The sequence below is a fragment of the Rhizobium sp. NZLR1b genome, from assembly GCF_019685155.1.
In the GTDB taxonomy this organism is placed as follows: Bacteria; Pseudomonadota; Alphaproteobacteria; order Rhizobiales; family Rhizobiaceae; genus Rhizobium.
The window spans coordinates 118,852-137,302 of record NZ_JABDWC010000018.1 but is presented as its reverse complement, the minus strand read 5'-3'; the positions used below and the strand labels follow the sequence as shown (position 1 = coordinate 137,302).

General features: G+C 59.4%; 18 protein-coding genes and 1 pseudogene. 7 read left to right on the top strand and 12 right to left on the bottom strand.

What is annotated here, in order from left to right; all coding sequences use genetic code 11:
- Window positions 1-461 precede the first annotated feature (461 nt).
- The gene (locus HJB84_RS23510) at window positions 462-1,472 is read right to left on the bottom strand and encodes a DUF4105 domain-containing protein (RefSeq protein WP_221117064.1); all 1,011 of its coding nucleotides are present in this window, start codon (window positions 1,470-1,472) and stop codon (window positions 462-464) included.
- Between the two features lie 207 nt (window positions 1,473-1,679).
- Here HJB84_RS23510 and HJB84_RS23505 point away from each other — a divergent pair, with 207 nt between their 5' ends.
- Window positions 1,680-2,021 (top strand): NIPSNAP family protein, encoded by a 342-nt coding sequence (locus tag HJB84_RS23505; protein WP_207583338.1) that lies wholly within the window; start codon window positions 1,680-1,682, stop codon window positions 2,019-2,021.
- Between the two features lie 417 nt (window positions 2,022-2,438).
- Here the strand turns inward: HJB84_RS23505 and HJB84_RS33675 are convergent.
- Window positions 2,439-2,569: pseudogene (locus tag HJB84_RS33675) on the bottom strand (ATP-binding/permease fusion ABC transporter); the annotation flags it as partial.
- Between HJB84_RS33675 and HJB84_RS34155 the strand changes: the two are divergent.
- On the top strand, window positions 2,553-2,987 hold the full coding sequence (locus tag HJB84_RS34155) for a hypothetical protein (RefSeq protein ID WP_405048991.1): 435 nt from the start codon (window positions 2,553-2,555) through the stop codon (window positions 2,985-2,987). The pseudogene HJB84_RS33675 and the gene HJB84_RS34155 overlap by 17 nt on opposite strands.
- A gap of 39 nt (window positions 2,988-3,026) precedes the next feature.
- Here HJB84_RS34155 and HJB84_RS23495 read toward each other — a convergent pair whose 3' ends face one another.
- From HJB84_RS23495 to tnpA, 4 genes are all read right to left on the bottom strand, one after another.
- Window positions 3,027-3,320: a hypothetical protein gene (locus tag HJB84_RS23495; protein ID WP_207583341.1), complete on the bottom strand. Its 294-nt coding sequence runs from the start codon at window positions 3,318-3,320 to the stop codon at window positions 3,027-3,029.
- An 89-nt stretch (window positions 3,321-3,409) separates the two neighbouring features.
- Entirely contained in the window at window positions 3,410-4,954 is a 1,545-nt protein-coding gene (gene tnpC / locus HJB84_RS23490) for an IS66 family transposase (RefSeq protein WP_221117067.1), read from the bottom strand.
- 71 nt (window positions 4,955-5,025) lie between these two features.
- A complete protein-coding gene (gene tnpB, locus HJB84_RS23485) occupies window positions 5,026-5,352 on the bottom strand; it encodes an IS66 family insertion sequence element accessory protein TnpB (protein WP_259669655.1) in 327 nt (108 codons plus the stop codon).
- 26 nt (window positions 5,353-5,378) lie between these two features.
- Window positions 5,379-5,810 carry an IS66-like element accessory protein TnpA gene (gene tnpA / locus HJB84_RS23480; protein WP_221117062.1) on the bottom strand — a complete coding sequence of 144 codons (432 nt, stop codon included), beginning with the start codon at window positions 5,808-5,810 and terminating at the stop codon, window positions 5,379-5,381.
- 397 nt (window positions 5,811-6,207) lie between these two features.
- Here tnpA and HJB84_RS23475 point away from each other — a divergent pair, with 397 nt between their 5' ends.
- Entirely contained in the window at window positions 6,208-6,732 is a 525-nt protein-coding gene (locus HJB84_RS23475; protein ID WP_221117061.1) for a DUF2867 domain-containing protein, read from the top strand.
- 213 nt (window positions 6,733-6,945) lie between these two features.
- Here the strand turns inward: HJB84_RS23475 and HJB84_RS23470 are convergent, their stop codons facing one another.
- Both HJB84_RS23470 and HJB84_RS23465 read right to left on the bottom strand, forming a co-directional pair.
- Window positions 6,946-8,214, bottom strand: a complete 1,269-nt coding sequence (locus HJB84_RS23470) for a multidrug effflux MFS transporter (RefSeq protein WP_221117060.1) — start codon at window positions 8,212-8,214, stop codon at window positions 6,946-6,948.
- A 125-nt stretch (window positions 8,215-8,339) separates the two neighbouring features.
- Window positions 8,340-9,320 carry an aldo/keto reductase gene (locus HJB84_RS23465; protein ID WP_221117059.1) on the bottom strand — a complete coding sequence of 327 codons (981 nt, stop codon included), beginning with the start codon at window positions 9,318-9,320 and terminating at the stop codon, window positions 8,340-8,342.
- Window positions 9,321-9,415: 95 nt separating this feature from the next.
- On the opposite strand from HJB84_RS23465, the gene HJB84_RS23460 reads away from it, so the two are divergent.
- Window positions 9,416-10,258 carry a LysR family transcriptional regulator gene (locus HJB84_RS23460; protein WP_405049113.1) on the top strand — a complete coding sequence of 281 codons (843 nt, stop codon included), beginning with the start codon at window positions 9,416-9,418 and terminating at the stop codon, window positions 10,256-10,258.
- A gap of 183 nt (window positions 10,259-10,441) precedes the next feature.
- On the opposite strand, the gene HJB84_RS23455 is transcribed toward HJB84_RS23460, so the two are convergent.
- Together HJB84_RS23455 and HJB84_RS23450 are read right to left on the bottom strand one after the other, a co-directional pair.
- Window positions 10,442-12,232, bottom strand: coding sequence for an ABC transporter ATP-binding protein (locus HJB84_RS23455; RefSeq protein ID WP_221117057.1), 1,791 nt, complete (start codon window positions 12,230-12,232; stop codon window positions 10,442-10,444).
- A gap of 402 nt (window positions 12,233-12,634) precedes the next feature.
- Window positions 12,635-13,132: a DinB family protein gene (locus HJB84_RS23450; RefSeq protein WP_207584272.1), complete on the bottom strand. Its 498-nt coding sequence runs from the start codon at window positions 13,130-13,132 to the stop codon at window positions 12,635-12,637.
- 248 nt (window positions 13,133-13,380) lie between these two features.
- On the opposite strand from HJB84_RS23450, the gene HJB84_RS23445 reads away from it, so the two are divergent.
- Window positions 13,381-14,115: a phosphotransferase family protein gene (locus tag HJB84_RS23445; RefSeq protein ID WP_221117056.1), complete on the top strand. Its 735-nt coding sequence runs from the start codon at window positions 13,381-13,383 to the stop codon at window positions 14,113-14,115.
- A 206-nt stretch (window positions 14,116-14,321) separates the two neighbouring features.
- Window positions 14,322-15,056 carry a phosphotransferase gene (locus HJB84_RS23440; protein WP_207583350.1) on the top strand — a complete coding sequence of 245 codons (735 nt, stop codon included), beginning with the start codon at window positions 14,322-14,324 and terminating at the stop codon, window positions 15,054-15,056.
- A gap of 45 nt (window positions 15,057-15,101) precedes the next feature.
- On the opposite strand, the gene HJB84_RS23435 is transcribed toward HJB84_RS23440, so the two are convergent.
- Window positions 15,102-15,911, bottom strand: a complete 810-nt coding sequence (locus HJB84_RS23435; RefSeq protein ID WP_207583351.1) for an SDR family NAD(P)-dependent oxidoreductase — start codon at window positions 15,909-15,911, stop codon at window positions 15,102-15,104.
- A gap of 45 nt (window positions 15,912-15,956) precedes the next feature.
- Here HJB84_RS23435 and HJB84_RS23430 point away from each other — a divergent pair, with 45 nt between their 5' ends.
- The gene (locus tag HJB84_RS23430; RefSeq protein WP_207583352.1) at window positions 15,957-16,331 is read left to right on the top strand and encodes a helix-turn-helix domain-containing protein; all 375 of its coding nucleotides are present in this window, start codon (window positions 15,957-15,959) and stop codon (window positions 16,329-16,331) included.
- Between the two features lie 48 nt (window positions 16,332-16,379).
- Here HJB84_RS23430 and HJB84_RS23425 read toward each other — a convergent pair whose 3' ends face one another.
- Window positions 16,380-18,293 (bottom strand): adenylate/guanylate cyclase domain-containing protein, encoded by a 1,914-nt coding sequence (locus HJB84_RS23425; RefSeq protein ID WP_221117055.1) that lies wholly within the window; start codon window positions 18,291-18,293, stop codon window positions 16,380-16,382.
- Window positions 18,294-18,451: the final 158 nt, after the last annotated feature.

The following is an 18,451-nucleotide window of genomic DNA, read 5'->3' as shown; positions in this document are numbered from 1 at the left end:
CCGCCGACCAAGCTCGATGATGTCTAACCGGCTCACATCTGGCCGGCAATTGTCCTTATATACGTCCATAAGGACAATCGGCCACATTCAAATCAAACCGACAAGGCGGCCCACGCCGGATGCGTACGGCGCAGCAATGAACTCTCCCTGTCCGCCAGCCGATAAAAACCTTTCGAAATTACCTCGGCAGTGCTCGATCCGATAGTACTGGTCATGGATTCCGTGCAGCCAAAGCGTCGGAATTCCGGAAGTTGCGCCACGTTCAAATAGGCTCGGATTTACACTTTCATGTTTGCGGCAACCCTTGCCCAGCCACCCACCATAACCGGTTCGCGCAGGTTCAGCCTCTCAGTGAGAAGCAAAGGAAATCGGCTTTTCGATTGGGTCACAGGGTCAGTCTTCCTGCGACTTCTTATAAGCCTCGACTATCTCTTCGAGCGAGACCCCATCGATAGAAGACGTTACAACGCGCCCTGTGGCGACGGAACGCCGACGCGAATGGCCTGCGAAAAAGACGGCGAAAGACCGTCCTCGTGCGCTCTTGCCGCGATGTGTGCGGCCGACCGCAGTTGCGACAAGGGAACAGAGATGTCCAGCGCGCGCCGGTCAAAGGCGTAGTCCGGCAGGTATCCGTTGACGATGAGGCGCCAGTCCATCGGCACGGCGTCGCCTGTCACACGCATCATCTTGACGATGGTCGTCGTGCAATTGGTCGTCAGCGAATTGTAGAAGGCGGGCCTGGCTGCGAGCGCGTTTGCGTCGGAGACGTACTCGCGCAGAAGAAGCCTCGCAGCCGCCGGCGTCGCCCTCAGGCGGTAGATCTGGACGTCCTCACCGCGAAAATTGGAGCGGAGGCCGATCACATCCCTTTCGTCTGCCGCGATGATGACCAGAGGACTGCTTTTGAAGAGGTCCGCCAGCGGTGAGAACGAACCTCCGGAAAGGCGACGCACTTCGATAGACCACGCCAGATAACGGCCGTCGTCGAAGCCGAAGCTCATTATGACATGCGCGATGGTCGGACCTGACCAGTACGACATGAACATGTCGACGCTCTTCAGCTTGTTCAGGTCGTAACTGCGCGTCGTCCATCGTTCCGTGAAGTCGGTGGCACTGCGCCACTCGAAATCGCGGACATTTGTCAGCGTCAACAGATCACCGTCGAATTCGCCGGTGACCTGACGAGCAACATCCGGAGCCCACGCGCCATTTGCCTGCGGCTCGATCGTGCTCCACCAGAAGAGGACAATGACGAACGCGGCCGCAAACGCGAGGACTGCACGAATGCGTCTCCTGCCAAAGAGCGCCACGATGACGGAGGCGCCAAAAAGCCCGAACAAGATGGCGCTGGCTTGCCTGCCGACCTCAGGCAACGGCAAGCGGTACCAAAGCGCGAGCGACGACCAGGCAACGGCAACGGCGACGACTGACAGGAGCACTGCAATGACGATCGCACGGACCGGTCGAACCATTTTGCTTTTCCAAACGAGTTTGAAGCGTTCGTCCTGATCGTTGGACCCTATCGGTTTCCGGACTTGAAGCCTAGAACCTATCCGAAGCGACGGGCTCCGGATTCTCTATTTTGGTATGGCTTGAATTCCGCTGGCAAGCGGCCCCTCGCTTTTTCCGGCGCTGAACGATATGCACGATCTTGCCTGATCCAACATGAAGAGCATCCGATGATCCACGAATTGCGCATCTATACATGTCTGCCGGGGAGGCTGCCGGCACTGCAGCAGCGTTTCGAGACCGCGACGCTGGCGATCTGGGAACGCCTCGGCATCCGCTCACTCGGCTTCTGGACGACGATGATCGGTTCTTCCAGCAACGATCTGACCTACCTGCTCGAATGGCGGTCGCTGGCGGAGCGCGAGCAGAAATGGGCCGAGTTCATGGCCGATCGCGAGTGGCAGGAAGCGAAGGCGAAGAGCGAGGCGGATGGGCAGATCGTCGCCAACATCGTCAGTTCGCTGCTGCAGCCGACACGCTTCTACCGCGGCTTCTCCAAACCGTCGGAATAACGGCCAGAAACTCCGCACGCAATTGATTGAGAAGTGTTTTCGGATGTGTTTCGGCGTGGAAGTTTTGTACGCCGGTTGACAGAGGAGGCTTCCGGCGATCGACGCACGAGATGGCTGCGCAGTTGCTTCGACCGCCGACGTCGATCCAAGCTACACCGCTTTGGCGCAGATCAATCAAATGTCCGCTTTTCGGCCTATTGGCCCTAGAATCGGACGGTCTCCTTCCGGCCCCAAATCCGTCACCCATCGAGCGGGAGCCGACGTCCGCAAATGGCGCAATCTGCACGAGGCGGACTTCCGCCGGGGCCGCCGCCATCTCGACCATCAAGCGGAAACATGACAATTGCAGAACAGCGCAGCCATCGTTCGTTGATCCCGCAAAAAGGAAACGCCAGAGCAAAACCCTGGCGTTTCGGTTCAGGCCACCAGACCCTTGGTCAGCTCCGACGCCTGCCGCTCGAACAGTTGGCGGTAGATGCCGTCGCTGCGGCGGATCAGCGCCTGGTGGTCGCCTCTTCGAGGATCTTGCCCTTGTCGAAGACCAGCAGAGATAGGGAGTTTTGCGACAGCTACAGTGACTGGTTGGCGCTTCTGCGTCATGACGGCCATCGGTCGAACTTGTGTGAAAACTCCAGCGTAACCAAGCAAGTGCGTCATTGGTTTCAGCGTGACGGGATCGGTTCAGAGCCTGCGAGCTTCCAGACGCCGCTTATCGCGCCCGACATAGTCGGAGCCCAGCTTTGTCAGACGGAATTGTCGTTTCTGAAATTCCCCGCGGATCAGGATGAAGCCTTGCTCTTCGGCTTCGCTCAATGTCTTAAGGCTTGTGCCTTTAGGGGGAGACTGCCAATCCACGCCATCGGCGCTGTGCAGCAATACCATTATCTTGATAATCGTGTTTCTCCATGGCTGATGCAGACAGCCGCACTGCGTCGCTTCGCCAATCCGCTGGCTCCGCTTTCTTGATTTGCCACCATCCGGTAAAAAGTAAGCGGTGTTCCCGGGTCACGGTTTGACGCTGGCTTGGGTCTGACCGATACCAGCCGATTCATCGGCCCGTAACGCTTTCTTGATCTCGATAGCAGCATCAACGAAACTGTCGAACTCTTCTGCATCGAAAGGGTAATATTGATAGTTGCCCGATGCTTTAGAGGCTAACACCACATAGACGCCGCCGCTTCCGCTATCGCGTTTAATACGCAAGGACATAATGCAACTGCCGTTCATAATTTGAACGTCTGATTGTCGGATTATCTTTCCAGTCAGCACTCTCTTCAATGATTTAAACAGTCCCGCCATCAACCCTTAGAACTCCAACAGCAACATAGTCAGACCTAGCTCGTTTCTCATTGGTATCATCGTGTACAGCGGAACGAAAGCTTAGCGGTTTATCGCGGTGCTTTCATTTTACGGCTCAGGTTGTGCTCGGACAGATAGGCCCATGGTAGAAGAGTGTCGATCTGACTGTTCGGGTGGCCGTTGACGATCTTGGTGAGCACATCGATGAGATAGCCGAGCGGTTCGACATCGTTGAGCTTGGCCGTCTCTATGAGTAATGCGATGGTCGCCCAGTGCTCGGCCCCAGCGTCGGAACCCGCGAAGAGGGCATTTTTCCGATTGAGAGCAATTGGCCTGATAGATCGCTCGACTGCGTTGGAGTCGATTTCGATGCGGCCGTCATCGATGAACCTGGTCAGCCCATCCCAGCGCGACAAGGTGTATCGGATTGCTTCGGCCAGTTTTGTCTTCTGGCTGATGAGGCCGAGCTGTTCGGTGAGCCAGGAAGCAAGACTGTCGGTGATCGGGCGGCTCTTCTCCTGTCGGACGGCGCGGCGTTCGTCTTGGGCGCGGCCACGGATGTCGTCTTCAGTCCTGTAGAGTTCGGCAATACGCCGTAGCGCCTCGGTGGCAATGGGTGCGGGACCGGCAGCGGCCAGTTCATAGAAGCGACGTCGAACGTGAGACCAGCAGAATGCCAGGGACACGGCATTTTTGGCCGCAAGCGGTCGATAACCACTGTAACCATCGACCTGCAGGACTCCGACGAAGCCTTCGAGATGAGTCATCGGGCGCTCGGCCTTGCGATCCGGTGCATAGATATAAACGACACCCGGCGGATCACTTCCCTGCCACGGCCGGTCATCACGCGCATAGGCCCAGAGTTGGCCGGTCTTGGTCTTGCCACGCCCCGGATCGAGCACCGGTGCTGTCGTCTCGTCCGCGAAGAGCTTGGATGATGTCTTCAACACGTCGAGCAGCCGTTGATGGACCGGACGAAGGTGCCAAGCGGCACGGCCAACCCAGTCGGCAAGCGTCGAGCGGTCGAGGTCGATCCCTTGCCGCTTGTAGATTTGCGCCTGACGATAGAGCGGTAAGTGGTCGGCATATTTGGAGACTAGAACCTGGGCAACAGTTGCTTCGGTCGGAATGCCGCGTTCGATTAATCGGGCGGGAGCCGGAGCCTGGACGACGACATCCTCGCAGGCCCGGCAGCCGTACTTCGGACGGCGAACAACCAGTACCCGGAACTGGGCCGGAACAATGTCCAGCTTTTCGCTGATGTCTTCTCCGATCCGATGCAAATCATGATGGCAACCTGGGCAGGCATGATCATCGATATCAACGACCATCTCGATCCTTGGCAGGTGAGCTGGAAGCGAGCCTCGGTTCGTTCGCCGTTTGGCGACCCGCGTCTGGCGCAGATCGGTTGAGGCCTGTTCTTTCTCCTCCAGTCCGTCCGCCTCGACCTGTTCGGCCTCTTCCAAGCCCAGGAGAAGCTGATCCTCGGGAAGCGTTTCGGCGCGGCGACCAAAACGATGACGCTGCAGTTCCTTGATAATCTGCCGTAAGCGAGCATTCTCCGCCTCGCGCGAAAGCACCATAGCTTTCAGCGCGTTCAGGTCATCCGGAAGCTCGTCCGCTCTGATCGTCATGGGCAAAGAACAGCATATTCAGCCCCGCAAGACGAGATGTCTGGTGCGGCTGATTCAATTCGTCGCGGCTGCTATCCGGCCTGAACAGGCGTGCGCGTTTCGCTCGGCGCATGCACGCGTTTCCAATCCAGCCCTTCGAATAGAGCCGAGAACTGGGCGGATGTCAGATGCATCACGCCATCCTGCATCCGGGGCCACTGGAACTCGCCATCCTCAAGCCGCTTTGCCACCAGGCACACGCCGCTCCCATCCCAGAAGATCAACTTGATGCGGTCGGTTCGCTTGGCCCGGAACACGTAGATTGTTCCGGAGAACGGATCGGCTCCCATCTCAGCCTTCACCAGCGCGGCCAACCCCTCTGCACCTTTGCGGAAGTCGACAGGCTTCATGGCGATCATGACTTTAACCGCGCCTGACGGACAAATCACGATGATGCCTTCAGGGCTTGAATGACGGCTGCAATCGTCGCGGCATCCGTGCCAGGTGCGATCTTCAGTATCGCTCCATCAATCTCCAACTCAATAGCAAAAAGATGCGGAGTGTTCCTCGCTATCGTCTTGCGCCGGGTCGAAGGCCTTTCCGCTGCGATATCGATCACTGCTGGCACAAACATTGCTGATGAGGCTTGCTCTGGCTGCTTTCGCAACTGCCGCCGCCAAGTGAACAACTGACCGGGCGATAAACCATGCCGTCGAGCAACAGCACTCACCGACACCTCGCCGCCATAGCTCTCAGCGACAATCTGGTGCTTCTCCTCATCGCTCCACTCGCGACGGCGGCCAGCGCCGGTGAAAACCTCAAACCGCTGCACCACATCATCAGCCCTGGTGCTATGCGTAAGTCCTGTAATCGTCATATGTCGAAGCCCCGTTCGAGCACAACATCAACGATCAACCGGCAGTCCGGAAGGTGGGGGTAAAACAGCGCTTACGGTAAAAACTCATTGATCTAAAATGATTATTTTGGCCAATCGGCGTTTCGCAAAAAGCTATTTTATAAAACTCCAATGGGCTTGGTCAATTCAATCGCTGTCGGCGCGCGTTTGACGACTTTGCAGCGTTATCCACACTATCCCTGGGTGTAGCGTCCTGCCGATGGCATCGACGTCCGCTCTCGGCCCGGAGCGGACTTCCTTCTCAATGCAGCTAGCCGCAATCAGTCCCTCCTGGTTTGAGCCTGAATCGGCCTCGAACATTGACCTTTGCTTGTCTTCACGCCCGTAGTTGATGGCCCCTTGAATAGGTGGCATTATCATGAACATGGGTTTAGACCGCAAACCGCAGGTACGCAGCACGACGCCGCCGTCGGAAAGTGTCATTGCGAGCTGGTACGAGAACGCCAGTTTACTCGATAGCTACAGCATTGACTTGAGCGCATCGGAACAGTCGAGCATGCGCGAGCTGGCGACGCGGACACTCGTCAATCCACCCTCGTGGCAAAAGGCGTTGATCGCGCTGCGTGACGCCATGGTTACGCCCTTTCGCATCAAAACCTCCGATACGGTCAGGACGTCCCGGGATAGCCATGAACGGGTGGACTTCTTCCCGGTGCACTGGGAGGCCAAGGACGAAATTGTGCTCGGTACGGATGACCGACACCTGGACTTCCGGCTATCTCTGCTCCGACGGCATTCTCCAATAGGCACGTTGCTCATCGCGACAACCGTTGTGCATACCCACAATGCCTTGGGCTTCACCTATCTCAACGCGATCAGGCCTTTTCATCACCTCGTGGTCAGGGCCAACCTGGCACGCTGTGCACAAACACAACTGCAGTAGCGCTGCAGAAACCTCGAATTTCGAACGATAAAACACGGCGGGGCGAACGCGCCCCGTGCTTCGTCTCACACGGTCCACTCTGAAAAGCCCTGCCATTCCAGGCCAACCGCATGGGGCAGAATTCTTGATTTTTGCACGATACCGTCAACCCCCCTTATCAGTTTGGTGACGGTTGGGAGAGCCGCAACACCGGTTTCCAGCACCCAAGGCTGCTTAGCTGCCATTCTTGCTGGTTGAAGGTCCTACTTCATGATCGCCAGTGCTGCTCATCCAAAGGACGGACAATAGGCAGCCCAACCCTGCCACGGCGAACATGCATCCCATGGGAGCGGGCGTTCCGTTGGCGAAGAGGCCAACAGCCGCTGAGCCGCCTATACCGCTACCGTATTGGATGGCACCGAGGAGTGCCGAAACCGTTCCCGCGCGATGCGGGAAATCCGCCAATGCGCCGGAGATCGAATTGGCAACGATGAAGCCGTTCATCCCGATAAAAAGCCAGGTTGATATCGCCAATCCCCATACGCCGCCAAGACCAGTGAAGGTAACCACGGCCACGACAAGTCCGGTAATCGCTGCACCGATAGCACCGATCAACAGCATTCGGTCGCTACCCAGCCGAGTGACCAGTCGGGCATTGATCTGGTTTGAGATCATGAGCCCCACGATTCCCACTGCGAACAGCAATGCGTAGCTCTCAGGCGACAAGCCATAGAAGTCGATAAACGCAAAAGCCGAACTGGCTATATAGGCAAAGGTGCCGCTGAAGAAGAACCCGGCCGTGCCCGCGTAGCCGACAAGCTTTCGGTTTCGGAGGAGTGAGCCATAAGCAGCTAAGGCTTTGGTCAGGGGTTCATGGTTCCTGTTGTCTGATGCCAGAGATTCCGGCAGCGTAAATAGGCCCGCCAAGGTCGCCATACCGATCACGACGAGCACCCAGAAGATGACTTGCCACGAGCCGAACACAAGGATTTGGGCTCCAAGGCTTGGTCCCGCCAATGGTGCAATAGCCATAACCGTTATCAGGGTCGACAGAACGCGTGCCGCGCGATCTCTGCCGTAGAGATCACGGACAATGGCTCTGGATAGCACTACGCTCGCACATGCCCCAAGCGCCTGAATGATCCGCCAACCAATCAATTGCCATCCGTCCGTGGCGAGGGCACACCCTGCCGAACCGATAATGAAAATGACGATCCCAATCGCTATCGGCATACGGCGCCCGAAGCGGTCGCTGATCGGCCCCCAGAAGAGTTGGCCCAGGCTGAAGCCGATAAGATAGCCCGACACCGTCCATTCCAGAGTGCTCTGACTGGCACCGAGCGACGCGCTCATATTGGGAATGGCGGGCAGATAGAGGTCCGTCGAGATCGCCGCAAAGGCCATCAGCGTGCTGAGGATCGCCAGTCGTTGAAATTCCCGCAGACGCGAAGGTGTCGATACACTGCTCCCGATCCGCTCTGCTCCCGTGCGCTGCTCGTCCATGTAATCTCGTCCCAAATCGCCGCAGTTTCGCTTATGCCAACGGCAGCCTGCCCGTGGGTGCACCGCGGTTCGTGCAATTGGCAGATGACCAGGCGGCTCGCGGCGATTGGCCGCGAGCCCATTGATCAGCGGTTGATCATGCTCTGCTGCTGGAAATTGTAGCGTTCACCCTGGATCTTCACCGCAGCAAGAACCTTTGCCAGATCCTGTCTGTCCTCCTCGGTCAGCTCGACGTCCGCGCCGCCGACGTTCTCCGCGAGACGATGCAGCTTGGTGGTGCCGGGGATCGGAACGATCCAAGGCTTTTGCGCCAGCAACCATGCAAGGGCCACCTGAGCCGGCGTTGCACTCTTGCGCTCGGCGATGCGCCCCACCAGTTCCACGAGCTTCAAGTTAGACTGGCGAGCTTCTTCGGTGAACCGAGGCAGCGTGCTGCGAATATCGCCGTCACCGAAGCTGGTGCCGGTGTCGATCTTGCCGGTGAGGAACCCCTTGCCGAGCGGGCTGAAGGGGACGAAGCCAATCCCCAGTTCGTTAAGGGTCGGCAGGATCTCGTTCTCTGGTTCGCGCGTCCACATGGAGTATTCGCTCTGCAGGGCAGTGACCGGGTGAACGGCATTGGCACGGCGGATGGTATCGACCCCTGCCTCGGACAGACCGAAGTGCTTCACCTTGCCTTCTGCCACCAGGTCCTTGACGGCACCGGCGACGTCCTCGATAGGGACATTGGGATCGACGCGATGCTGATAGAACAGGTCGATCACGTCGGTCTTGAGCCGCTTGAGCGACTGCTCTGCGACGAAGCGAATACGTTCGGGACGGCTGTCCATTCCCGCTCGCGCGTTGCCATCCTTCATGCCGAACTTAGTGGCGAGCACTACGTCCTTGCGGAATGGAGCGGCGGCGTCGCCCAGCAGTTCTTCGTTTGCCGCACCATAGGTCTCGGCGGTATCAAAAAAAGTCACACCGCGAACATGCGCTGCGCGGATCAGCGCAATGGCGTCATCGCGATCCGTCGCCGGGCCATAACCAAACGAAAGGCCCATGCATCCCAGGCCGATGGACGAGACGTTCAGTTCTTCGCGACCCAAAACTCTCTTCTTCATCCAAAATTCCTTTCCTCATCTAACGAGACGAAACTAACGGATTTCCCACTGAACGATAATCCGCTAATATGCGCATGATTTCAGAAACGGAGCTCATGAATGGCGCAGGACAACATCCAGGACCTCGTGGCATTTCTCGCCGTCGCGAGGAAGCGAGGCTGGGGCTCAGGCTGCTCACCAGAACGACCCGAAGCGTTGCGCCGACCGAGGCCGGCGAGCGCTTGCTTCGCACGGTTGGTCCTTACGTAGACGGCATAAAGCACGAGCTCGATGCGCTCAGCGAACTTAGAGACAAACCTTCGGGCAAGGTCCGATTGACCTCTGACGAAAACGCAGCGGAATCCATCCTATGGCCGACCATTCATCGCCTGTTGCCCGAATATCCTGACATTGAGGTCGAGGTCGTAGTCGACTACGGCCTCAGCGACATCGTGGCCGAGCAGTATGATGCTGGCGTACGGTCCGGGGGATACATCGCCAAGGACATGATTGCAGTGCGCATCGGACCGGGCATGCGCATGGTGGTGGTCGCCTCACCGACCTATCTGGAAAGCCGGGAGCTTCCGCTCGATCCCAAGGATCTCACCTCCCATGACTGTATCAACCACAGGCTTCCGACCTACGGCGGCGTCTATCCGTGGGAGTTCCGCAAAGATGGCAGAGAGGTCAATGTCCGCGTCAAAGGGCAGCTCGTGTTCAACACCGCTCACATGATCCTTCATGCGGTGCTTGCTGGCCACGGCCTGGCCTATATGCCGGAGCAAATGGTGGTGCAGCACATCCAGAATGGGCAGTTGGTCCTGCTGCTCGACGACTGGAGCCCCACCTATTCCGGATATCACATCTATTATCCAAGTAAACGGCAGGTCACACCGGCTTTCCAAGCGGTGATCAAAGCGCTCCGCTATCCACAGAGACACTCATTCGCAGTCGATTGATGAATTTCCTCATCAAGGCTAGAAGAGCTGCCGATCTAATCGTTTCCTCGACTGCTTCCTAAATATGAAGGTCTGAGCGGACACCCCCATAGACCCACTTTCCTGACTGCCTGCAGAACAGCGCAGCCATTGTTCGCTGAACACGAGAAAGGAAACGCCAGAGCAAAACCCTGGCGTTTCGGTTCAGGCCACAAGACCCTTGGTCAGCTCCAGCGCCTGCCGCTCGAACAGTCGGCGATAGATGCCGTCGCTGCGCCGGATCAGCGCCTGATGATCGCCCTCTTCGACGATCTTGCCCTTGTCGAAGACCAGCAGCCGGTCGAGCGCCCGCACCGTCGATAGCCGATGGGCGATGACAAGTGTGGTGCGGCCGTCCATCAGGCGTTCCATCGCCTGCTGGATCTGCACTTCGCTCTCGCTGTCGAGGCTGGAGGTCGCCTCGTCGAGGATCAGGATCGGCGCATCGGCCAGGAAGGCGCGGGCGATGGCGACGCGTTGCCGCTCACCGCCCGAGAGTTTGACGCCGCGTTCTCCCACCATCGTCTCATAGCCCTTCGGTAGGCTCAGAATGAAGTCGTGGGCGCTCGCCTGTTTCGCCGCCTGCTCGATTTCCCGCCGCGAGGCGTTCGGCCTGGAATAGGCGATGTTTTCGGCCAGCGTGCGGTGAAACAGGATCGGCTCCTGCTGGACGATGGCGATCTGGCCGCGCAGGCTTGCTTGCTCGACCCTGGCGATATTCTGCCCGTCGATGCGGATTGCGCCCGAGTTCACGTCGTAAAGGCGCTGGATGAGCTTGACGAAGGTCGTCTTGCCCGAGCCCGAATGCCCCACCAGCCCGACACGCTCGCCCGGCTCGATGACGACCGAGAAATCCTCATAAAGCGGGCTGGGATGCGCGCCGTATTGGAAGGTGATGTGATCGAAGACGATCTCGCCCTTGCCAATCCTGATCGGTGTGGCGCCCGGCCTGTCTTCGATGCCGAGCGGCATCTTGTCGAGCAGCACCAGCTCTTCCATGTCGTTGACGGCCCGTTGCAGATTGCGGATGTCCTGACCGACATTGCGCAAATAGCCCTGCAGGACGAAGAACATCGCCAGCACGAAGGTCACATCTCCAGGCGTCGCCAGCCCCTGCTGCCACATGACGAGGCCCGTTCCCAGAATGCCGGCCTGCATGGAGACCATCATGAAGCCCTGGATCGTGCCGCTCAATGTGCCGCGCTTCCATGTCCGCCGCGTGCGCTTGTCCCACCTGCCGAGCACATGGCCGAGCCGGATCTCTTCGCGGTTTTCGGCGCCGAATGCCTTGACCACCGAATTGCAGCTGATCGCATCGGCCAGCGCGCCGCCGAGCTTGGTATCCCAGGCATTGGCAAGCCTTGCCGCCGGCGACACGAAGCCCATCGAAAGCGCCACGGTGACGCCGATATAGATCAGCGATCCCAGGCCGACGATCAGCCCCATGATCGGCCAGTAACTGCCGAGCACGATGCTGGCGCCGACCAGCATGACGATCGACGGCAATAGCGCCACCAGCAGCAGGTCGTTGAGCGAATCCAGCGCCCACATGCCGCGGGTGATCTTGCGCACCGTCGAACCGGCAAAGCTGTTGGCGTGCCAGTCGGTGGAGAAGCGCTGCACCTTGTGGAAACCACCATTGGTGACATCCGCCATGGTGCGCAGCGTCAGCCGGATGATGCCGTTGAAGATGAAATAACGCAGCGCCACGCTGCTGAAGCCCAAAGCCACGACAATGACGAAGGCGCTGAGCGCGCCGTCGGCCGCATTCGTGCCGGCGATGGCATCGACGATCTGGCCGGAGAAGACCGGCACCATGACTTCGGCCAGCGTGCTCGATATCACCAGCACGATGATCAGCCCCACCAAAGCAGGCCGGTGGGTCCAATGATGAAAGATAAAGCCGAGCACGTTGCGATAGGCATCGGCGCGGAAATCGAGCTTCTTGCGAGTCATTTGAACCAACCCGGCCGCATATCGGCAACCGGTCCTCAAAATCGAGAGTGAATTGGCACAGCCCAAGCGGGAGACGAAATGATCCCGTCAGATCAATCGGGCTATGAAGGGAGTGAAAACCGCATGTCGGGCGCGCCTGAGGCGGGCCGCGAATGGAAATGACCTAGTGTCGGGACATTCCACACGGGAGGATTTTGGTGAATACTGCTGTCATGCAACGCCTCCCTTATGTTCGATCTGACGCGGTAAGCCTCTTGTAGCGAAGGCGATCGCCGTTGCCAACCGGGAATTTACAACCTGACAGAAAGTGATGCGGAAACGACACAATCTGGAACGTGCAGGTTTAGGCAGTGGCGCTTGCCGAGTGCTGGGGGCAGGTTCGTCGAGCCCGAGGCGGACAGGCTATGGCAGACGCGAAAGGTCGGTCGGCTCCGGTTTTGCACCCGCTGCCGTCAACATCGCGTGCACCTGGCCGCGGTGGTGGGTCTGGTGGTTGAACAGTTCGACGGCACAGTGCGCCTTTGGCCTCTCGACCCGCGTTGCACCATCGCCGGGATACCAGACGAGCATGCCGTCAAGCTCTGCGTCGCGCAATCCTGCGGCCCACGCTTCGATTTCCGCATTGCGTTGCAGACGCAGTGTCTTGAACTCATCCCAATCCGATGGGCTTGTCAGCGAGTGCTTGATGGTTTCCTCGGGGCGCCCATTGCCCTTCAATCGCTCCAGTATCAGGGCGTCGGCCCAATAAAGATGGTTCAGCGTCGCGGCGATCGATTGGAAGAACGCCCCTCGATCCTTCCAGCGCTCCGCAGGCGTAAGCCCATCGGCGGCAGTCACCAGAGAGCTGTTCTGCCAGCTGTTGTAACGGGCCATAAGTCGGCAATATCCGGCTGAGATCATTGTCTCGGGCTCCAATGGTTGGCGATGTTGGGTGGAGATAGGCGAATGGTCGGAAAAACCCATAGGGGTTGTTGCTGACTGTTGCGATGACAGCAAGGGGCGCTTCTGCGTCATGATCGCTCTTGGCCCTTTGCAGTCTTGTGGTGCCGTCGCGAAGTGACAGGTCAGCCCGCCCGCAAAATCCTCAGCGTTCGCGCCGCAACGTCCTATATCGTGGCAGGAGAGAGAACTGATAAGTTGGATTCGCCATGAACGAAATCGGGTGTTTGCTTGGCGTCGGCAAGGAAGCCGAGGTGTTCGCATTCGGAGAACTGGCACTCAAGCTCTACAAGCCGGAAGTGTCGAAAGCATCCTCATTCAGAGAGGCTGCTCACCTTGCTGTCGTCGAGAGGAATGGGTTATCCGCTCCTAGAGTTCATGCCGTGAATGAATATGATGGCCGCTGGGGCGTGGTCATGGACCGGGTGCAAGGTCCGTGTTTAGGCGATGTGATGCCATCCACGGACCGGATGCCGATGCTCAACAAGATGGCGCGGTTACATCGCCAAATTCACGCATGTCCCGGTCATGGACTGACTTCCATGAAGTCCAGACTGGCGGCCAATATTCGACGCGCCAGTTTGTTGGACGATGCGCTGCGTGAGCGGCTAATTCGCCAACTTCATGACTTGCCGGACGGCGACTGCCTCTGTCACGGAGACTTCCATCCATGGAACGTGATTGGAGATATCGTGGTGGATTGGCTCGATGCCTGCACGGGCGATCCGTTAGCGGACGTGTGCCGGACGTATGTTTTGTTGCGCCATGCTGCGCCCGAATTGGCGAACGACTATGTCGAAGCCTACGTTTCCGAAGCTGGGATAAAGGCCCACGATGTATTCGCCTGGCTGTCGCCGGTCGCCGCGGCGCGCCTGGCGGAGGGCGTGCCGGATGAGGAAGCCGAATTGCTCCTCCTCGCTGGTGATATCAACGCAGGTCGCTGAGGGGCCTGTGTCGGCAATACCAGGCATGTATCCGTTGGCCCGTTTCTGCCAGAACCTCTCGCCTGCTAATTGGTCCAGGACTGCCGTGCGATCTGCGACCGACCAGTGGCAGCTTAGCAGCGTCGTCTTGGCCGAGCTGGTCCGACTTGTGCCGATCGGGAGCTTGGTTTACGCAAGTCGCATCGGGTTAGTCGAGGATGCCGCTAGTGGGATGGGAAGCACTAGAGCTGTGGGACAAAGACGCGGCTCGCATCGAAAAGCTCTCTGGCGGAGTTGCCAATGATGTCTGGAGCGTTCGCGTCCACGGGCAACTTGCAGTCGGTCGTCTGGGTATCAGGAGCGACGCTGATCTCGCGTGGGAGGCCGAGCTCCTACGCCATCTTGACAGCGAAGGTCTGAGCGTGCCGGTGCCGATCCCGACGGCCGATGGCCGCCTGTTCGCCGATGGCCTGATGGTGATGGAATACATCCATGGCGGGCCACCCGAGACGGAGGCCGACTGGCGTCGCGTGGCCGAGACACTCCGCGAGCTGCATCGGTTGACGCAGGGCTGGCAGCAGCGCCCCGGTTGGCGATCCTCGACTGACCTCCTGCACGCCGAAACCGGGACGAGGATCGATCTTGCCGCGATGCCGCCAAATGGCGTCGCTCGATGCCGAGCGGCGTGGGCGCGGCTTATCGGTCGCGAGACAAGCGTCGTCCACGGCAACCCCAATAACCCTGGCAACATCCGCATGACCGCGAACCGCGTCGCACTGATCGACTGGGATGAGTCGCATGTTGACGTCCCCGACCTTGACCTCGTCCTGCCCTACAATGCCGCCGGTCTGGAAGGCAGTGCCAATGACATTGCCGCCCAAGCATCGGCCGCATGGGAAGCCGCCGTCTGCTGGGAGGACGAATACGCTATCAAGCGACTTGCCGAAGTTCGAGCGGTCTAAGCAACGGCCCGCCAAGTATGGCGCGGCCTCAACCCCAAGAGAAGGCTAGAGCCCAGGCCAGACCCCGCCATCGAGCCGCAGGTTTGTGCCGGTGATATAACCGGCGCGCGGGCTGGCGAGGAAGCAGATGGCGTCGGCAATCTCCTCGAGCGTTCCCACCCGTCCGATCGGCACCTGGGCGAACATCGGCAGCACGCTCTGCTCGATCTCCGTCCACGGCGCATCCGGGGCAAGCCCCTGGCTGATCGCAGCCTTGCGGAAGGCTTCATCGAGGCTGATGCTATGGATCGTCCCGGGTGAAACGGTATTTGCGGTAATGCCGTCCATGGCGACGGCCTTGGCGAGCGAGGCGGTCATTGCGATCATCGCCGCCTTTGCCGCCGCATAGTCCGGCTTCCTGGGCGGAGGCATCAGCCCGGCAAGGCTGGAGATGTTGACGATCCTTCCCCATTTCGCCTCCCGCATGGCCGGCAACAGCCGGGTGGTGATCCTGAGAGCCGCAAGCACATTCCGGTCATAGCTCGCCGCCCATGTCTCCGGCCGCGCCGTCGCCCAGTCTTCCGTTCCACCGGAGCCGCCGGCATTGTTGACGACAATCTCGACGGGGCGAACGAAGGCCTGCGCCTCCTCGGCCAGGCGTTGCACAGCGTCTTCATCCGTCAGGTCGCCGATCACCGTATGCGCCCGCCCGCCGCCGGTGATGATATCGTGAGCGACCTCCTCGGTCTTCGTCCTGTTGCGGCCGTGGACGATGACGATGGCGCCCTCGCGCGCCAGCCCTCGAGCTACGCCTTCGCCGATGCCCTTGCTGCTGCCGGTGACCAGCGCAACCTTCCCATCAAGTTTCAAATCCACGGCGCAACTCCTATGTTTGAGAGATCGGATTAAGAGGACAGGACGATGGATGAGGCAATTACGCACTTAAAAGTGCCCATGGACCGGGGGGAAAGGCATGCCTGCCTCGGGCCGGATGGATCGGTTGCCCATGTCACCAGGGTCCTGCGCATGATCAGCGGACGATGGAAGCTGCCGATCCTGTTTCGTCTGTTCGCCGCGCCATCGATGCGGACGTCGCAGCTGATGCGCGACATTCCAGACATCTCCCAGAAGATGCTGACGCAACATCTTCGGGAGCTGGAGAACGACGAGCTGGTGGCGAGGCAAGACTTTGGCGAGCAGCCGCCGCATGTCGAATATCGGCTGACCGATGCCGGCCGCGGCCTGATGCCGGTGATGATCGCGCTCCGGGAATTTTCCCGCTCTCATTCCCGATAAGGCTGGGCGCTGCTTTCACAACCGGGGCAGGCCATCGCGCGCTAGGCTTTAGGCGCCGATTTCCCCGACAAGCTCCCATATGTCGACCTTCTCGGCGCGTCCCTTGACCTCAGCCAGGCCGAACGGGCGAAAGTCGAAGCGATCGGCGACGGCGTCGCGGGTGGCGGCACTCACCAGGATCGATGTGTTCAGCTCCCTGTTCATGCCTTCCAGCCGTGAGGCGATATTGATCGTATCGCCCATGGCCGTGTACTGCTGGCGCGAAATCGCTCCGAAGCTGCCGACGACGGCCGGGCCGGTGTTCAATCCAAATCGCGTGAACAGTTCGGGGCGGCCATTCCTGCGATTGGCGTCGTTCAAGCCGTCGACCGCCGCTTTCATGGCCAGCGCACATCGGCAGCCGTTTTCGGCATGGCTGATATCTTCAACCGGGGCATTCCACATGACGAAAATGGAATCGCCGAGATATTGCACGACTGTCCCGCCATTGCGCTCGGCGATGGTGTTCAGCAGCTCGAAATAGGCCGAGAGTATATCGACCACGTCCTCGGGCGAATGCTGCTCGGAGATGGTCGTGAAGTCTCTGATATCGGTGAACAGCACCGTCACATCCTGTCGCTTCGCCGTGACGACCGTCCTTCCTTCCGGACTGACGATCCGCCGAACCACTTCACGCGGAACGAAGAGGGCAAACTGGCGGATGGCATGGCGGCTTGCCGCCAGCGCGGTCGCCAGCGTGTTGATCTCCGATATCCACGAATGCGACACACCTTGCTCGCCGACATCCAGATCGCCGATCCTGCGCGCCTCGTCGGCCAGGCGATAGAGAGAGATGCTGACCATGCGGGACAGCAGGACCGATGCGGCGACACCGGCGATCACGAAGGCGGCGGCAATGAACAGGTTGCGCAGCAACAGCCGATTGGCCTCCGCCACCAGGTCCTCCAGCGGCACGACGATTGCCGCCACGCTGCCCTCGAACAGGCCGGACACGCTGACCGGGGCGATCTGCACCAGATAGGTTTCGCCATCGAAATCGACCCGTGCCAGGCCGCCGCCTGCAAAGGCCGGATCCTGCCTGAGCCGCGCCACGGTTTCGAGGCTCGGGTCGAAACTGTTTGCCGTTACGGCAAAGGCGCCTGATGTTCTCGACCATAATCCGATGATCCTGCTCATGATAGTAGGGTCGGAATGGGCAACGAGATTGCCGCCGGCATCGACGATGTAAGCCCGGGCTCGCGGTGAAATCTGACCTGCGTCCAGCAGGCGGCTGACGGTCTGCAGGTGAATGTTGATGCCGAGGACCACCTGGCCATCGTCCCGCATCGGGGCTGCGATCGTCAGCGTCGGAACATTGAGAGGTCGGGTGACATAGGGTCCGACGGAAACCGGCACGCCGTCTTGAACGACCGATTGATACCAGGGGCGTTGCCGCGGATCGTAAGATGTATCCTCGCCATTCCGCTCCCCGATCACTAGTGCATCCCGATCGAGAAAACCAAGCGTCGAGATGATGTCGGCCGCTTGTCTGCGTGCGATCATTCTGATCGCGAAGGCCGTGCCATCGGGTGCGGCAAGCGTCTGGCGGACGTCGCGCCGGGCAGTATTGATCACCTGCAGGTAGGAGCCATCGGGATAGCCGGCGTAAACGCTGGTAGCGTTCGGGACGTTGCGCAGAACCTCCTGAAAGAATTGCTGTTTTGCCTTGATATCCTGAGGCGGTGGCGAAACGAGCTGCGGCAGGGTGGATGCCAGCGCCACGGCCTCGGTGCCGCCCTGCAGCGTATTCCGGTATCCCTCGATCAGCCGCAAGCTCATCGCGCGCATCTGCTGCGCGCCGGCGCTGACCGCAGCATCGCTTCCGTGGCTGAATGCCATCCAGATGATCGGCGCCGACGTGCAAAGCAGCGACGCGACGACCAGGACGCCGAGATGCAGTCTTAGGGGTTTGGACCAGCGCACGCGATTTCCCCCGAAATGCGGACACGTCTCGGCAGTTATAGCTCAATGCCCGTCTTGTGGGGCCTGTCTTCGGCAAGCAGGAATGAACAGACCCAACGATGCCAGCTAACTGCTTTTTGAAGGCTTGCACAAGCCGGTGATATCAGTTCTCCCGCCCT

Coding starts and splice junctions, on each gene's coding strand:
- HJB84_RS23510 (WP_221117064.1), bottom strand. CDS start 1,472: ATGGTTCGACCGGTCCGTGCGATCGTCATTGCAGTGCTCCTGTCAGTC.
- HJB84_RS23505 (WP_207583338.1), top strand. CDS start 1,680: ATGATCCACGAATTGCGCATCTATACATGTCTGCCGGGGAGGCTGCCG.
- HJB84_RS23495 (WP_207583341.1), bottom strand. CDS start 3,320: ATGGCGGGACTGTTTAAATCATTGAAGAGAGTGCTGACTGGAAAGATA.
- tnpC (WP_221117067.1), bottom strand. CDS start 4,954: ATGACGATCAGAGCGGACGAGCTTCCGGATGACCTGAACGCGCTGAAA.
- tnpB (WP_259669655.1), bottom strand. CDS start 5,352: ATGATCGCCATGAAGCCTGTCGACTTCCGCAAAGGTGCAGAGGGGTTG.
- tnpA (WP_221117062.1), bottom strand. CDS start 5,810: ATGACGATTACAGGACTTACGCATAGCACCAGGGCTGATGATGTGGTG.
- HJB84_RS23475 (WP_221117061.1), top strand. CDS start 6,208: ATGAACATGGGTTTAGACCGCAAACCGCAGGTACGCAGCACGACGCCG.
- HJB84_RS23470 (WP_221117060.1), bottom strand. CDS start 8,214: ATGGACGAGCAGCGCACGGGAGCAGAGCGGATCGGGAGCAGTGTATCG.
- HJB84_RS23465 (WP_221117059.1), bottom strand. CDS start 9,320: ATGAAGAAGAGAGTTTTGGGTCGCGAAGAACTGAACGTCTCGTCCATC.
- HJB84_RS23460 (WP_405049113.1), top strand. CDS start 9,416: ATGAATGGCGCAGGACAACATCCAGGACCTCGTGGCATTTCTCGCCGT.
- HJB84_RS23455 (WP_221117057.1), bottom strand. CDS start 12,232: ATGACTCGCAAGAAGCTCGATTTCCGCGCCGATGCCTATCGCAACGTG.
- HJB84_RS23450 (WP_207584272.1), bottom strand. CDS start 13,132: ATGATCTCAGCCGGATATTGCCGACTTATGGCCCGTTACAACAGCTGG.
- HJB84_RS23445 (WP_221117056.1), top strand. CDS start 13,381: ATGAACGAAATCGGGTGTTTGCTTGGCGTCGGCAAGGAAGCCGAGGTG.
- HJB84_RS23430 (WP_207583352.1), top strand. CDS start 15,957: ATGGATGAGGCAATTACGCACTTAAAAGTGCCCATGGACCGGGGGGAA.